Source organism: Streptomyces sp. NBC_00028, assembly GCF_045041065.1.
Lineage (GTDB): Bacteria > Actinomycetota > Actinomycetes > Streptomycetales > Streptomycetaceae > Streptomyces.
Genome location: NZ_CP108293.1, coordinates 5,244,386 through 5,258,679, shown reverse-complemented (window position 1 = coordinate 5,258,679; position 14,294 = coordinate 5,244,386). Strand labels below are relative to the sequence as shown.

The 14,294-nt window shown below is 70.9% G+C and carries 17 protein-coding genes; 10 read left to right on the top strand and 7 right to left on the bottom strand.

Annotated elements, in window-relative coordinates:
* Positions 1-4: 4 nt before the first annotated feature.
* From OG885_RS23655 to OG885_RS23635, 5 genes are read right to left on the bottom strand one after another with little or no spacing between them, the layout of a single operon-like run.
* On the bottom strand, positions 5-799 hold the full coding sequence (locus tag OG885_RS23655; RefSeq protein ID WP_405734755.1) for an SDR family NAD(P)-dependent oxidoreductase: 795 nt from the start codon (positions 797-799) through the stop codon (positions 5-7).
* A complete protein-coding gene (locus tag OG885_RS23650; protein WP_399953805.1) occupies positions 796-1,059 on the bottom strand; it encodes an acyl carrier protein in 264 nt (87 codons plus the stop codon). The genes OG885_RS23655 and OG885_RS23650 overlap by 4 nt, the downstream gene beginning before the upstream one ends.
* Before the next feature lie 56 nt (positions 1,060-1,115).
* Complete coding sequence (locus OG885_RS23645) at positions 1,116-2,444, bottom strand: ketosynthase chain-length factor (protein WP_405742836.1); 1,329 nt, start codon at positions 2,442-2,444, stop codon at positions 1,116-1,118.
* Between the two features lie 26 nt (positions 2,445-2,470).
* The gene (locus OG885_RS23640) at positions 2,471-3,742 is read right to left on the bottom strand and encodes a beta-ketoacyl-[acyl-carrier-protein] synthase family protein (protein ID WP_405734753.1); all 1,272 of its coding nucleotides are present in this window, start codon (positions 3,740-3,742) and stop codon (positions 2,471-2,473) included.
* A gap of 28 nt (positions 3,743-3,770) precedes the next feature.
* A complete protein-coding gene (locus OG885_RS23635; protein ID WP_399953629.1) occupies positions 3,771-4,028 on the bottom strand; it encodes an acyl carrier protein in 258 nt (85 codons plus the stop codon).
* A gap of 172 nt (positions 4,029-4,200) precedes the next feature.
* Between OG885_RS23635 and OG885_RS23630 the strand changes: the two genes are divergently transcribed.
* From OG885_RS23630 to OG885_RS23605, 6 genes are all read left to right on the top strand, one after another.
* Positions 4,201-4,800 carry a methyltransferase domain-containing protein gene (locus OG885_RS23630; protein WP_329337275.1) on the top strand — a complete coding sequence of 200 codons (600 nt, stop codon included), beginning with the start codon at positions 4,201-4,203 and terminating at the stop codon, positions 4,798-4,800.
* Between the two features lie 273 nt (positions 4,801-5,073).
* Positions 5,074-5,250, top strand: a complete 177-nt coding sequence (locus tag OG885_RS23625) for a hypothetical protein (RefSeq protein ID WP_405734750.1) — start codon at positions 5,074-5,076, stop codon at positions 5,248-5,250.
* Between the two features lie 19 nt (positions 5,251-5,269).
* Positions 5,270-5,563 carry a Dabb family protein gene (locus OG885_RS23620; RefSeq protein WP_399953623.1) on the top strand — a complete coding sequence of 98 codons (294 nt, stop codon included), beginning with the start codon at positions 5,270-5,272 and terminating at the stop codon, positions 5,561-5,563.
* 185 nt (positions 5,564-5,748) lie between these two features.
* A complete protein-coding gene (locus OG885_RS23615; protein WP_405734748.1) occupies positions 5,749-6,633 on the top strand; it encodes an RNA polymerase sigma factor SigF in 885 nt (294 codons plus the stop codon).
* A 303-nt stretch (positions 6,634-6,936) separates the two neighbouring features.
* The gene (locus OG885_RS23610) at positions 6,937-7,830 is read left to right on the top strand and encodes an RNA polymerase sigma factor SigF (protein ID WP_405734746.1); all 894 of its coding nucleotides are present in this window, start codon (positions 6,937-6,939) and stop codon (positions 7,828-7,830) included.
* A gap of 39 nt (positions 7,831-7,869) precedes the next feature.
* Entirely contained in the window at positions 7,870-8,538 is a 669-nt protein-coding gene (locus OG885_RS23605) for a hypothetical protein (RefSeq protein WP_405734744.1), read from the top strand.
* Between the two features lie 18 nt (positions 8,539-8,556).
* Here OG885_RS23605 and OG885_RS23600 read toward each other — a convergent pair whose 3' ends face one another.
* Complete coding sequence (locus tag OG885_RS23600; RefSeq protein WP_405734742.1) at positions 8,557-8,763, bottom strand: hypothetical protein; 207 nt, start codon at positions 8,761-8,763, stop codon at positions 8,557-8,559.
* 231 nt (positions 8,764-8,994) lie between these two features.
* Between OG885_RS23600 and OG885_RS23595 the strand changes: the two genes are divergently transcribed.
* From OG885_RS23595 to OG885_RS23580, 4 genes are all read left to right on the top strand, one after another.
* A complete protein-coding gene (locus tag OG885_RS23595) occupies positions 8,995-9,474 on the top strand; it encodes a MarR family winged helix-turn-helix transcriptional regulator (protein WP_405734740.1) in 480 nt (159 codons plus the stop codon).
* 13 nt (positions 9,475-9,487) lie between these two features.
* Positions 9,488-12,040 carry an MFS transporter gene (locus tag OG885_RS23590; protein WP_405734738.1) on the top strand — a complete coding sequence of 851 codons (2,553 nt, stop codon included), beginning with the start codon at positions 9,488-9,490 and terminating at the stop codon, positions 12,038-12,040.
* An 82-nt stretch (positions 12,041-12,122) separates the two neighbouring features.
* A complete protein-coding gene (locus OG885_RS23585) occupies positions 12,123-12,947 on the top strand; it encodes a YceI family protein (protein WP_405734736.1) in 825 nt (274 codons plus the stop codon).
* Between the two features lie 9 nt (positions 12,948-12,956).
* On the top strand, positions 12,957-13,430 hold the full coding sequence (locus OG885_RS23580; protein WP_405734734.1) for a PPOX class F420-dependent oxidoreductase: 474 nt from the start codon (positions 12,957-12,959) through the stop codon (positions 13,428-13,430).
* On the opposite strand, the gene OG885_RS23575 is transcribed toward OG885_RS23580, so the two are convergent.
* Positions 13,427-14,191 carry a TetR/AcrR family transcriptional regulator gene (locus OG885_RS23575; protein ID WP_405734732.1) on the bottom strand — a complete coding sequence of 255 codons (765 nt, stop codon included), beginning with the start codon at positions 14,189-14,191 and terminating at the stop codon, positions 13,427-13,429. The two genes, OG885_RS23580 and OG885_RS23575, sit on opposite strands and share 4 nt — an antisense overlap.
* Between the last annotated feature and the right edge of the window lie 103 nt (positions 14,192-14,294).

The window sequence follows — 14,294 nt, the reverse complement described above, 5'->3', positions numbered from 1 at the left end:
CGTGTCAGTAGTTTCCGAGTCCGCCGCAGACGTTGAGCGCCTGCGCGGTGATGGCGGCCGCCTCGTCGCCCACGAGGAAGCCGACGAACGCGGCCACCTCCTCGGGCTCCGTGTAGCGGCCGATCGGGATCTTCGCCTGGAACCGCTCCAGGACCGTCTGCTCGTCGGTCTCCCACAGACCGGCGTAGCCCTTGCGCACCTCCGCCGCCATCTCCGTCTCCACATAGCCGGGGCAGACGGCGTTCACGGTGATGCCGGTCCTGGCCAGTTCGAGGCCGAGGGCCTTGGTGAAACCGACCACGCCGTGCTTGGAGGCGGAGTACGGGGCGCCGAGGACGACGCCCTGCTTGCCGCCGGTCGAGGCGATGCTGATGACGCGTCCGCTGACCAGGCGGGTCATGCCGCCCGTGGTCAGCACCTCGCGGGTGACCAGGAAGACGCTCTTCAGATTGGTGGCGATGACGTCGTCCCAGAGGTCCTCGGACAACTGGGCCGTCGGCCCGCCACCGCTGCGGCCGGCGTTGTTGACCAGGACCCGCACCGGACCGAAGCGGTCCACGGCGGCCCCGACCCAGGCGCGCACCTGCGCCGCGTCGGTCACGTCGCAGGCGGCACCCGCGGCCGTGTGACCGAGGTCGGTGAGGCGCTTGACCTCCGCGGCGACGGCATCCGCGTCGCGCGCGCACAGGAACACCGGGTGCCCCCGGCGGGCGAGGGTCAGCGCCACGGAGCGGCCGATGCCCCGGGTCGCACCGGTGACCAGCGCGGGGCCGGGCTCGGCGGCCCGCGTGCCGGTCATGACGGCGTCCCCTGGGCCGCGGTCGCCAGGGTCCGGTTGACCAGCAGCAGAAACGCCCGCGGGGTCACGGCCTCGGCCACGTCCTCGTCGCGCAGCTCGACGCCGTAGCGCTGCCCGACCGCCGCGGCGGTCTCCAGGATCGCGAGCGAGTCGTAGCCGAGATCGGTGAAGAGCCGGTCGAGCGCCGCTTCGCCGAGTTCCACGTCGTCCAGGTCGCCGGCGCATTCGACGAGGACGTTCCGTAGATCGGCCAGCTGCAGTCGCGGGCCGTCGAGGTGCAGTTCGGGACCGGAGTGCTCCGGCAGGACGATGTCGTTCACGCGATGCCTTCCTCTTCTGTTCGTGGGCCGCGGTCCGCGTCCGGTTCTGTTCGTGGGCCGCGGTCCGCGTCCGGCGCGGCGGGCGCGCCGGACGGGGCGGTGACGACCAGGGCCGAGTTGAAGCCCCCGTGGCCACGGGCCAGGACGAGGGCCGTGCGCACCCGGGCGGGGCGGGGCTCGCCGCGGACCAGGTCGAGCCGATGCCGTGGGACGGGGCGCTCCACATGAGCGGTCGGGGGGATCAGTCCGTGCCGCAGGGTGAGCAGCGCGGCGACGACGTCCAGCGGCGGACCCCCCGCGGTCAGCCGTCCGGTCAGGGTCTTGGGCGCGGTGACAGGCACGCCGTACGGGCCGAACAGCTCCTCCAGGGCGGCGGCCTCGGCGTCGTCGAGCGCCGGGCGCGCCGCCGCGTCGGCGAAGACCACGTCGACGTCCGCCGGTACCACCCCCGCCTGGGCGAGCGCGAGCCGTGCGGCCCGGGCCAGCCCCGGCGGCCGGCCGGAGCCCGGCGGCGGGTCGAAGGTCGAGGCGTGCCCGGCCAACTGCCCGTACACCTGCCGGGCGCCCCGCTCGGCGGCGGCGCTCGCGCTCTCCACGACGAGCAGCGCGCCGCCCTCCCCGGGCACGTGCCCGGCGGCGGCCTCGTCGAACGGCAGATACGCCCGGGCCGGGTCACGCACCCCCGAGAGCCGTCCGCCGGAGTGGTGCGAGAGCAGCCCCCAGGGATCGAGGGCGGATTCGACCCCGCCCGACACCACCAGGGCCGCGCCCTTGCCCAGCATCCGCCGGGCCTGGCCGAAGGTGTCCAGACCGCCCGCCTGGTCGGCGACGAGCACACTGCCGGGGCCGCGCAGTCCGTGCCGGATGGATATCTGGCCGGTGTTCACGGCGTAGAACCAGGCGAACGACTCGTAGACGCTGACCCGTCCCGGCCCCTCGGTCCACAGCTTGCGGACCTCGCGGTGGGTGAACTCGAAACCGCCGGTCGCGTTCGAGGTCGCCACCCCGGTCGTGTACTCGGGCAGCACCGCCGGATCGGCCCCCGAGTCCTCGAACGCCCACTGCGCGGCGACGAGCGCGAGCCGTGTGACCCGGTCCGTCTGCGGCAGCAGCCGCCCCGGCAGCATCGCGGCCGCGTCGAAGCCGGTGACCACGCCGGCCAGCGGCGAGGGATAGCGGGCGGCGTCGTACCCCGGGACGAGCCGGATGCCGGACTCGCCGCGCAGGGTCGCGTCCCACCACTCCTGGACGCCGAGCCCGTTCGGCGCGACGACCCCGATTCCGGTGACGACGGGTGGGGCGGTGCCGGCGGAGAGCCCGGTCACGGGGGCCCCGGTCACCGAGGTCGCGGTCACACCCTCACCCCCCGCGGCTCACGCGACAGCACCAGGGCGCTCTGGAACCCGCCGAAGCCGCTCCCGACGGTCAGGACCGTGCCGAGGTCGCGCGGGCGCGCCTCCAGGGGGACGTAGTCCAGGTCGCACTCGGGGTCGGCCTCGTGCAGGTTCGCCGTGGGCGGCACGGCTCCGAACTCGATCGCCAGCGCGCAGGCGGCGATCTCGATGGAGCCGATCGCGCCGAGCGAGTGCCCGACCATGGACTTGATGGAGCTCACCGGCGTTCGGTACGCGTGCTCGCCGAGCGCCAGCTTGAAGGCCGCCGTCTCGTGCCGGTCGTTCTGCTTGGTACCGGACCCGTGCGCGTTGACGTAGTCGACGGCCTCCGGCGCGAGCCGCGCCTCGTCGAGCGCGCTGGTGATCGCGTCGGCCATCTCCCGTCCGTCGGGCTTCAGCCCGGTCATGTGGAAGGCGTTGCACCGCGAGGCGTGCCCGTCGATGACCGCGTACACATGGGCGCCCCTGGCCCGCGCGTGCTCCAGTTCCTCCAGTACGAGCATGGCGGCGCCCTCGGCGATGACGAAGCCGTCCCGGGTGCGGTCGAAGGGGCGGGAGGCGTGCTCCGGGTCGTCGTTCCGCGGTGACGTGGCCTTGATCGCGTCGAAGCAGGCCACCGCGATCGGCGAGACGGGCGCGTCCGTGCCACCGGCGATCATCACGTCGACCGTGCCCTCGACGATGAGGTCGCGCGCATGGCCCACGGCGTCGATGCCGGAGGTGCACCCCGTCGAGACGACGGCCGCGGGGCCCTCCGCCCCCGTCATCATGGCGATCTCGGCGGCGAACGAGCTGGGCACGAAGGCGTCGTACAGATGGGGCGACAGATAGCTCCCGTCGACCTCCCACAGCCGGCCGCTGTCGCTGAGCACCAGGTACTCGCGCTCCAGGCTGGTCGTCCCGCCGACCGCGGTGCCGACGCTGACGCCGATCCGCCCGGGGTCGAGGGTGTCGAGCTCGATCCCGCTGTCCTCCAGGCACTCCCGGGTGCTGAGCACCGCGAGCTGCGCGGCCCGGTCCAGGCGTCGCAGCTCACGGGGGGTGAGGGTGCTCTGCTCGGCGGTGAAGTCGACCTCCGCCGCCATCCGGGAGCGGAAGCGGGCGGGGTCGAAACTGGTGATGGTGCGGGTCGCGGTGCGTCCGGAGATCAGCAGATCCCAGAACGCCTTGCGGCCCACTCCGCTGGGGGCCATCACGCCGATTCCGGTGATGGCGACGGTTCGGCTCACTGGAACAGCTCCTCGCAGGGCAGGGCCGTCATCGGTCCGCCGGGAGCCCGGCGTCCACGTAGGCGATGAAGGCGGCCGGCGTGCGCAGGTCGTCGAAGGCCTCGTCCGGGATGGTGACCCGGTACTCGTCCTGCACCCGCATGGCGATCTCGTAGACGACCAGGGAGTCGTATCCCAGGTCGCCGAAGTCGGTGTCCACGGCGGACTCGTCGAGGGCGGCGGCATCCGCCCCCTCCAGACACGCCTCCACGACCTTGCGGAACTCGGTGAGGGTGAACCCGCTCATGACTCCCCTTCCGTTCGACGGGCCGCCAAGGTCGGCGGGGGTGCTAGACGAACGGTCGAGCCTCGCTGGACGCCCGGCGATCACGCAGAGTTCTCCAGTGATCCTCTAGTCCCGGCTCCGACGCTCTGTGGCCACCAGCACCATCACTCACAGAGACGGGAATGCCGACCGAATGAACTCGCTCCTACTGGCGGTCCTCGGCCCGATCTTCGGACGCCCCAGCGGCATTCCGGGGCTCATCGGAGGCGCGATCATGCAGCGCGGAAACGCCGAACAGGAGGCCTGGGCGGTCGAACAGGCCGACCTCAAGCCCGGGGACCAGGTCCTTGAGGTGGGCCCGGGTCCCGGCATCGGGCTCGCGCTGGCCGCCGAGGCGGTCGCGCCGGGCGGCCGGGCGATCGGGGTGGACCCGTCGGCCACGATGCGTTCCATGGCCCGGCAGCACTGCGCCCTGCATCTCGCCACCGGGCACGCGTCGATCAAGGAGGGCACCGCCGATGCCACCGGCCTGCCCGACGCGTCCGTGTCGGCGGCACTCTCCGTGAACAACGTGACCCTGTGGGACCGCCCGGCGGCCTACGCCGAGCTGCAACGCGTGCTGCGCCCCGGTGGCCGTCTGGTGATCGTGCACCACCGGCACACCATGAACACCACGCCGGAACAGCTCCACGACGAGCTGGTGAAGGCCGGTTTCGAGGACGTCACCCTCGACATACAGGGCCGCACCATGGGCCGCGCCGCAGTCGGCATCCTCGCCCGCCGGGCGGGTTAGCCGCTCCTTGATCGTGTGCCGCAGGCGTGACCCGCGGGCGGCACACTGCCTCAGCCATGGTGAGGCAGCCGTCGGTGGGTGAGGCCGGGCCCGGCCTCACCCACCGACCGTTTTCCGGACCCACACTCTCTTCCGCCCTGCGCCGGGGCCTCCCTCCCGGGGCCCGGCAAAGGACCTGGGACGGCGGGCCGTTGGTCCTTAAATAGGACGTGAAGTTACACTCGCCGCCGGCACACCAGTCCCACAGGCACCACAGTCACGGGGGAGGCCGCGATGGCGGTTAATTCGAAGAAGGCTGCCGTCTATGTGCTCGTGGTCTTCGTGCTGTACGTGATCATCACGGACCCGGCCAAGGCGGCCGACTACGTCCAGATAGGGTTCGAGGGCATATCGGACGCCGCCCAGGCCGTCGGCGACTTCTTCACCTGGCTCGCCGACGGGGCGCAGTAAGCCGTATTCAGGAGTGCTCATGATCCGCCATCTCGTCCTGTTCAAGCTCAACGACGGTGTGGAGCGCGACGACCCGCGGGTCAAGGAGGGCGTCGAGGCCTTCCGGGCGCTCGAGGGGAAGATCGACGAGATCCGGTTCTGGGAGCTGGGCTGGAACCTCAGCGACCGGCCCATCGCCTACGACTTCGCCATCAACTCGGGCTTCGAGGACGCCGAAGCGCTGCGCCGGTACGTGGAGCACCCGGAGCACCAGGCGGGGGTGGGGCTCTGGAAGGAGTTCGCCACCTGGGTGATCGCGGATTACGCGTACTGAGCAGAACCTCGTCTCCATATGGCCCCTCGCCGGAACGGCGGGGGGCTTTTGTGCGTCTTGTGCCTCAACTCTTCCCTCAACACGGTGTTATGGGGTGCTTGCACACAGTGCACATGTCTTGTGATGCTATGACCGCTTTTGACGGATGAGTTGACCGATGTAGACCGATGTAGACCCATGAAGAGGTGGCGTTGACCGTGTCGGCCAGTACTGCGCCACCCCAGGAAGAGGCTCCGGTCCAGACCCCCGCGCCCGTCCAGACCTCGGCGCCCGTCCAGACCCCGGCGCCCCCCGCCCCCCAGCGCAGCCGCGGCGCCGACACCCGGGCGCTCACCCAGGTGCTCTTCGGCCAGCTCAAGGAGCTCCAGCCGGGCACGCCCGAGCACAACCGGGTGCGCGGGGCGCTCATCGAGGCCAACCTCCCGCTCGTGCGGTACGCGGCGGCCCGCTTCCGCTCCCGCAACGAGCCGATGGAGGACGTCGTCCAGGTCGGCACGATCGGGCTCATCAACGCCATCGACCGCTTCGACCCGGACCGCGGCGTGCAGTTCCCCACCTTCGCGATGCCGACGGTCGTCGGCGAGATCAAGCGGTACTTCCGGGACAACGTACGGACCGTGCACGTACCGCGCCGGCTCCACGAGCTGTGGGTGCAGGTCAACAGCGCGACGGAGGACCTGACGACGGCCTTCGGCCGCACCCCCACCACCGCCGAGATCGCCGAGCGGCTGCGCATCGGCGAGGACGAGGTGCTGTCCTGCATCGAGGCCGGACGCTCGTACCACGCGACCTCGCTGGAGGCCGCCCAGGAGGGCGACGGACTGCCGGGCCTCCTCGACCGGCTCGGCTACGAGGACCCCGCCCTGGACGGCGTGGAGCACCGCGACCTCGTCCGGCATCTGCTGGTGCAACTGCCCGAGCGGGAACAGCGGATCCTGCTGCTGCGGTACTACAGCAATCTCACCCAGTCTCAGATCAGCGCGGAACTCGGCGTCTCCCAGATGCACGTTTCGCGGCTACTCGCGCGTAGCTTCCAGCGTTTGCGCTCCGCGAACCGCATCGAGGCCTAGCGATAGAGGTCTCGTCCAGAATCGAACGAGGCCCAACCGAATACAGAAGCGATAGATCACCTTCGCGAGCGAATCGCTCACCAGCGCGGATCCCGACGTTTCTGCGCCGAAATACCGTCAGACCCCCTTTATCCAGGGCGGATTCGCGTCTCACGTGTCGACATGTCACTACAGCGTGTTGCCGACATGTGACATTCTGCCGGAAGCGCGTTTGCCGGGGCTTCGGCGCCGGTATTCAGGTGAAGGCTGACGTTCCTCGACGGAACGCCCGCCGCGACCGTCCCGCGACCCAGAGGGGGTGGCATGTCCGCAGAACAGGGCAGCTCCAAGGTGCTCACGCTCACGAAGAGCGAGGCTGCGCCCGCGCTCGACGACGTAACCGCTGTCGAGGCCGCGCCGGCCCCGGCCCTCCCGGCTCCCCCGGCTGTCTCCGGAGCCATCGACACCCGCACCCTGTCCCGCTCCCTCTTCCTGCGGCTCGCCGCACTCGACGAGAACAGCCCCGAGCGTGTCTACGTCCGGGACACCCTCATCGAGCTCAACCTCCCGCTCGTGCGGTACGCGGCGGCCCGCTTCCGCTCCCGCAACGAGCCGATGGAGGACATCGTCCAGGTCGGCACCATCGGCCTGATCAAGGCGATCGACCGCTTCGACTGCGAACGGGGCGTGGAGTTCCCGACGTTCGCGATGCCGACGGTCGTGGGCGAGATCAAGCGGTTCTTCCGCGACACCTCGTGGTCGGTGCGGGTCCCGCGCCGCCTCCAGGAGCTGCGGCTCGCCCTCACCAAGGCCAGCGACGAGCTCTCCCAAAAGCTCGACCGCTCCCCGACGGTCGCCGAACTCGCCACCGTACTGGGCGTGTCCGAGGAGGACGTCGTCGACGGCCTCGCGGTCGGCAACGCCTACACGGCCTCCTCACTGGACTCCCCGGCCCCGGAGGACGACGGCGGCGAGGGCTCCCTCGCGGACCGCCTCGGCTACGAGGACACCGCCCTGGAGGGCGTCGAGTACCGCGAGTCCCTCAAGCCGCTGCTCGCCAAACTCCCGCCCCGCGAGCGCCAGATCATCATGCTGCGTTTCTTCGCCAACATGACCCAGTCGCAGATCGGCGAGGAGGTCGGCATCTCCCAGATGCACGTCTCCCGGCTGCTGACCCGGACCCTGGCGCAGCTGCGGGAAGGTCTCATCTCCGACTGACCTCTTCATAATTGACGGGGCGTCAGCCACTATGGCCCGATGCCGCGTACGACATGGACGTATGGCCGTCGGGGCGCCGCGGTCGGCGCATCGGCGGCCGTCGTCTGTCTGAGCGCGGCGCTGGCCGCCTGCGGGAGCACGGGCGAGGGTTACGTGGCCGTCGGCCCGGCGGGGGGAACGCCCACGGCCGTGAAGCCGACGGGGGGCGTGCGGGTGGTGCCGCTCGAAGAGACGCCTACGGGCAACTCCCCCACACACGCCGGAGCTTCAAAGAATGCCAGGCCTCGGACGCCGAGCGCCGGACAGCCGAGCGACACCGAGTCCGGTCGTACGACGCCCAGTTCGCCGTCCGCGACGCCGACCGCTCCTCGTACGACGCCGACAACGCCTCCTACTACCGCCCCGGCCGCCCTCACCTGGGGCGACCCCGTGCGGGCCGCCACCGATCAGCGGTGGTGCGAGGACGTGACGCTCGTCTTCCGCAACTCCGGCGGCGCGGCGGTCCGTTCGGGGACCGTCGGGTTCGGTACGCACATCATCGGGACGCTCGGGGTCGACTGGGGGACCGTCGAGTCGCAGGTGGGGCTTCCGGCGCCGATCGAGGGCGGCGCGCGGAAGGAGCGGACGTGGACGGTGTGCGTCGAGGCGTGGCGGGTGCCGCTCGGCATGCACATCGAGACGCGGGACGTCGACGTCCGCTGGGAGTAGCCCCTCGGACGGTGCGCGTTACTTGAGCGCCAGCCAGGCCACCGCCGCGACGATCGCCACGGCGACGACGACACCGATGATCAGGCCGACGCGGGGGCCGGAGGAGGCGGGGGCGGCGGCGGCCGCCTGCTGGCGGCCCTGCGGGCCCTCGTCGACGAACGCGCGGAACATCTGGGTGCTGCCGGCGGGGTCGTAGTTGCCCTGGGGGTCCTGGGGGTTAGCCATGGGGCGAGAGACTAGCGAATGAGGCGGTGCGGCCCAAGTGCGGGTGCGGCTCCGCTGTGACCAGCCAAGGTGTAGGCAGGCGGCGATCGACTCCACCGCCGTTCCACCTGGGCATTTACGCTCGCAATACTTGCCTTTGCCAAGTTTTTATGTCGCACCCACCTCGTTTTATTTGCCTGTAGCAACCAACCGCTCCTATGGTTGCCCCAAGCAACGAATACGGGAGGTGGAATGGCCGGACAGGCGCAGTACGAGGAGCTGATGCGTCAGTTCAGTGCCTTCGGCGCCGTGAAACGGGAGATGGGGCGGATCCTGCCGTCCGACTGCCCGAGCGGTTCCGCCGCCGTGCTGACGCTGCTCGCCCGTCACGGGGACATGCGCATGAGCAAGCTCTCCGAGCTGCTCGCCGTGGACATGTCGGTGACCAGCCGGCACGCGGCGCATCTCGCCGAGCGCGGCTGGATCCGGCGCTCCCCCGACCCGGCGGACAAGCGCGGCCGCATCCTGCATCTCACCCCGACGGGGCTGGCCCAGCTCGACGAGCTGTCGGAGCGGACCTGCCGGATGCTCGCCGAGCGGCTCAGTGACTGGAGCGACGCCGAGGTGGCCCAGCTGAGCGGCCTCATGGCCCGGCTCCGGGCCAGCTTCGACGACTGCCGCGCCGCCCACCCCACCTCTGACGATCCCACCCGTACACCCGCAAACACTTAAGACAAGGAAGCCCATGGCAACGACCACACCAGCCGGTGTGCGGGCTCACGCCAAGCACGGGGGAGGCGCCGGGCACTCGGCGGACACCCCGATGACCCACCGGCAGATCATGGAGGCGCTCTCCGGGCTGCTGCTCGGGATGTTCGTGGCGATCCTGTCGTCCACGATCGTCTCCAACGCCCTCCCGGAGATCATCGGCGACCTCGGCGGCGGCCAGTCCGCCTACACCTGGGTCGTCACCGCCGCCCTGCTGTCGATGACGGCCTCCACCCCGCTGTGGGGCAAGCTCGCCGACCTCTACAGCAAGAAGGCGCTCGTCCAGATAGCGCTGGTCATCTATGTGCTGGGATCGGCCGCCGCCGGCCTCTCCCAGAACGCCGGCATGCTCATCACCTTCCGGGTGGTCCAGGGCATCGGCGTCGGCGGTCTCTCCGCCCTGGCGCAGATCGTGATGGCGGCGATGATCTCCCCGCGTGAGCGCGGCCGTTACTCCGGCTACCTCGGCGCGACCTTCGCCGTCGCCACCGTCGGCGGCCCGCTGCTCGGCGGTGTCATCACCGACACCTCCTGGCTGGGCTGGCGCTGGTGCTTCTACGTCGGTGTGCCCTTCGCCGTGATCGCGCTGATCGTGCTGCAGAAGACCCTGCACCTGCCGGTCGTGAAGCGGAACGTGAAGGTCGACTGGGCCGGCGCGTTCTTCGTCGCCGCCGCGGTCTCGCTACTGCTGATCTGGGTCACCTTCGCCGGTGACAAGTACGAGTGGCTGTCCTGGCAGACGTACGCCATGGTCGGCGGTTCGATCGCGCTCGCCCTGATCTTCGTGCTGGTCGAGTCGAAGGCCGCCGAGCCCCTCATCCCGCTGCGGCTGTTCAGGAACCGGACCATCACCCTCTCGTCCATCGCCTCGATGTTCGTCGGTACGGCGATGTTCTCCGGCACGGTCTTCTTCGCCCAGTACTTCCAGCTGGCCCGCGACGAGTCCCCGACCATGTCCGGGGTGCTGACCATCCCGATGATCGGCGGTCTGTTCGTCTCCTCCACCGTCTCCGGGCAGTTCATCACCCGCACGGGCCGCTGGAAGGCCTGGCTGGTCAGCGGTGGTGTGCTCATCACGGCGGGCCTCGGTCTGCTCGGCACCATCCGCTACGACACGGACTACTGGAAGACCGCGATCTTCATGGCCCTGCTGGGTCTCGGCATCGGCATGATGATGCAGAACCTGGTGCTGTGCACCCAGAACCAGGTCGAGCCCAAGGACCTCGGTTCCGCGTCCTCCACGGTCACCTTCTTCCGGTCCCTCGGCGGTGCGATGGGCGTCTCGGTGCTCGGCGCCGTGATGGCCAACAAGATCACCGACTACGCCACGGACGGCATCACCGCCCTCGGCCCCAAGTACGCCGCCGCTGCCTCCGGTAGCTCCTCCAGCTCGATCCCGGACATGGACGCGCTGCCCGGGCCGCTGCGCACGGTCATGGAGAGCGCGTACGGCCACGGCATCGCGGACGTGTTCCTGATCGCGGCCGCCCTCGCGGCGATCGCCTTCCTGATCACGCTGTTCATCAAGGAGGTCCCGCTGCGCACCAAGGGCGCCCTGGCGCAGGAGGCCACTCCGGCCACGGAAGAGACCCCGGCTGTGACCGCCGAGGAGACGGCGACCGAGACGGCCTCCGAGGAGCGCGTCCCGAGCTGGGCCGCCACCTCCGAGACGCAGCCCACCGCGGCTGCCGAGGGCACGCAGAAGCTCGCCGCGGTCGCCACCCTCGAAGCCCCCACCGCCCCCACCGCCTCCACCGCCTCCACCGGCGGCGGCATCCCGGTCCGCGGCCATGTCCGCGGCGCCGAGAGCGCGCCCGTCCCGCAGGCCGCGGTCACGCTGATCTCCCTCGCGGGACGGCAGCTGGGCCGGTCGGTGACCCAGGCCGACGGTTCGTACGGTGTGGAGGCGCCGAGCGTCGGCTCGTACGTCCTGATCGCCTCCGCGGACGGCTTCCAGCCGCAGGCGTCCACCGTCGTGGTGGGCGGCGAGCCGGTGGCGTACGACATCCTGCTCAGCGGCACGAGCGGGCTGAACGGTGTCGTCCGGGCCGCCGACAGCGCGCTGCCGGTGAAGGACGCCATGGTCATCGTGACCGACGTCCGCGGCGATCTGCTGGCCACCGGGACCACCGGTGAGCAGGGCGAGTTCGGCTTCGCCGAGCTGGTGCCGGGTGCCGTCACCGTCGCGGTGAACGCCGCCGGGTACCGGCCGCGGGCGCTGCCCGTCGAGGTCGGCGGCACCGGTGTGACCCGGGTCGAGGTCGAGCTGGAGTCGGGCGCCCAGGTCCAGGGCGTCGTACGAGCGCCGCACGGTCCGCTGGCCGACGCACGGGTGACCCTCGTGGACGCGGCGGGCAACGTGGTCGGCACCGCCACCACCGGGTCGGACGGGGCGTACGCCTTCACCGACCTGGACGGCGGCGAGTACACGGTCATCGCGACGGGCTACCCGCCGGTCGCGACGGCCCTGACGGTGGCCGGCCGGGGGGCCGACGGCCACGACATAGAGCTCGCGCACCCCGGCGAGTGAGTCACTGAATACCCCGGCCCGTGGAGCGCGTTTCGAGCGGAGGCGCGTTCCACGGGCCGGCCTGTGTGAGGAGAGAGCTGAGATGGGACTGACCGCGAGGATCCGCACCCGGGACGGATGGGCCGTGTCGCACGCGGTCGTCACGGTGACGGACATGACCGGCACCCAGGTGCTGCGGGCCGAGGCCGACGACGAGGGCGCGATCCGCGATCCCGAGCCGCTGGCGCCCGGCGCGTACACCGTCATCGTCACCGCCGTCGGCTACGCGCCCGCCGCGTCGAGCGCGATCGTCACCGCGAGCGGCCGGGCCGAGGTCGGCACGGTCACCCTGGCCCGGCAGGGCGGCACCGAACTCCCGCCGCCGGGACCCTGGACCGTCGACCCGGCCCACTCCAGCGTCGGCGCGGTCGCCCAGCACCTGGGCATCTCCAGCGTCCACGGCCGCTTCACGGACTTCACCGGCACGATCGAGATCGCGCCGGACGACGTCACCAAGTCCCGGGTGGAGGCCGTGATCCGGGCCGCGTCCATCGACACCGGCAACGCGATGCGGGACGGCCACCTGAGGTCCGCCGACTTCCTGGACGTCGAGGTGCACCCCGAGATCACGTACCGGTCGACGGGCATCTCGTTGGCGGGCGCCGACCGCTGGACGGTCCACGGAGAACTGGGCATGCACGGTGTCGTACGCCCCGTCGACCTGGACCTCGCCTACCTCGGCACCGGCGCCGACCCCTGGGGCGGGACCCGGGCGGCGTTCCGGGCCACGACCGAGCTGCGGCGGGACGACTTCGCCATGAACTACAACCAGGTCGTGCAGGCGGGCATCGCGGCGATCGGTACGACGCTGCGGGTGGAGCTCGACATCCAGGCGGTGCAAGGGGAGTCCCTGCCTCCGCAGGCCTAGGGTGGAGCCATGGCTCCGAACATCGCTACCAACACCCGCGTCTCCCTCGACGAGTTGCTGGACTTCGTACGGCCGCGTCACCGCGCCCTGCTGCTGACCCGCCGGGCCGACGGCAGCCCGCAGGCCTCACCGCTGACCTGCGGGGTCGACGACTCCGGGCGGATCGTGGTGTCCACCTACCCGGACCGGGCGAAGACCCGGAACGCCAAGCGCGACGAGCGGGTGAGCGTCGTCGTGCTGAGCGACGACTGGAACGGACCGTGGGTGCAGATCGACGGGACCGCCGAGGTCATCGACTCGCCCGACTCCGTCGAACCGCTCGTGGAGTACTTCCGCAACATCTCCGGGGAGCACCCCGACTGGGACGAGTACCGGGCGGCGATGGTGAAACAGGGCAAGTCGATCATCCGGGTCACGCCGCAGAAGTGGGGGCCGGTGGCGACGGGCGGCTTCCCGGCGCGACTGGCCCCGCCGGAGGCCTAGGAACCCGGGGGGCTCTGCTCGGCCATCGCCTCGATGCCCTTGACCAGGAGGTCCAGCGCGAAGGCGAAGTCCCGCTCCCACATCTCCTCGACCGTGTCGCCGCCCCGCGCCGCCATGATGTCCTCGGCCTCCTTGACGAGGTCGGCGGTCTGCGGGGCCTGGCTCACCGCGCTCATCGCGTCCCGGAAGTACTCGTCCGGGGTCATGCCGACCTGGGCGGAACGGGCGTTGAACTGGCCCTCGATCGTGCCGAAGCCGTACACGAACTGGAAGACCGAGGAGATGGCCGCGGCCACCCCGTGCGCGGGCAGACCGGTGCGGCGGATCACTCCGTGGATGACCCGGGAGAAGGCCAGGCTGTTCGGCCCGATGTTGAGGAAGGTGCCGACCAGCGGGGAGATCCAGGGATGCCGGACCAGCAGGGACCGGTAACCCCGGGCCAGCGTGCGCAGTTGACCGCGCCAGTCCTCGCGGTCCGCCTCCGGGTCGGGGAGGTCGAGCTCGCCGTAGATGGCGTCGAGGGCGAGTTCGAGGAGGTCGTCCTTGGTGTCGACGTACCAGTAGACGGACATCGCGGTCACGTTCAGCTCGGCGGCGAGCCGCCGCATGGAGAACTTGGCCAGCCCCTCACGGTCGAGAAGCCGCACGGTGGCGTCGGTGATCCGCTCCCGATCGAGCCCGGAGGGCTGACCACCCCGCCGCGCCTTGCCGCCCTCCAGCCACACACTGGTACGCGCAGCCCGCTGCCCCGCCTCCACCATGGCGCACCTTCCTAGCTTTACAAACGCCGATCAGCTTAAGCGCCCCCTCAGGGGCGCGGGGAACTGCGCGACCAGCCACAACGAACCCGCAGCCGCAACCACA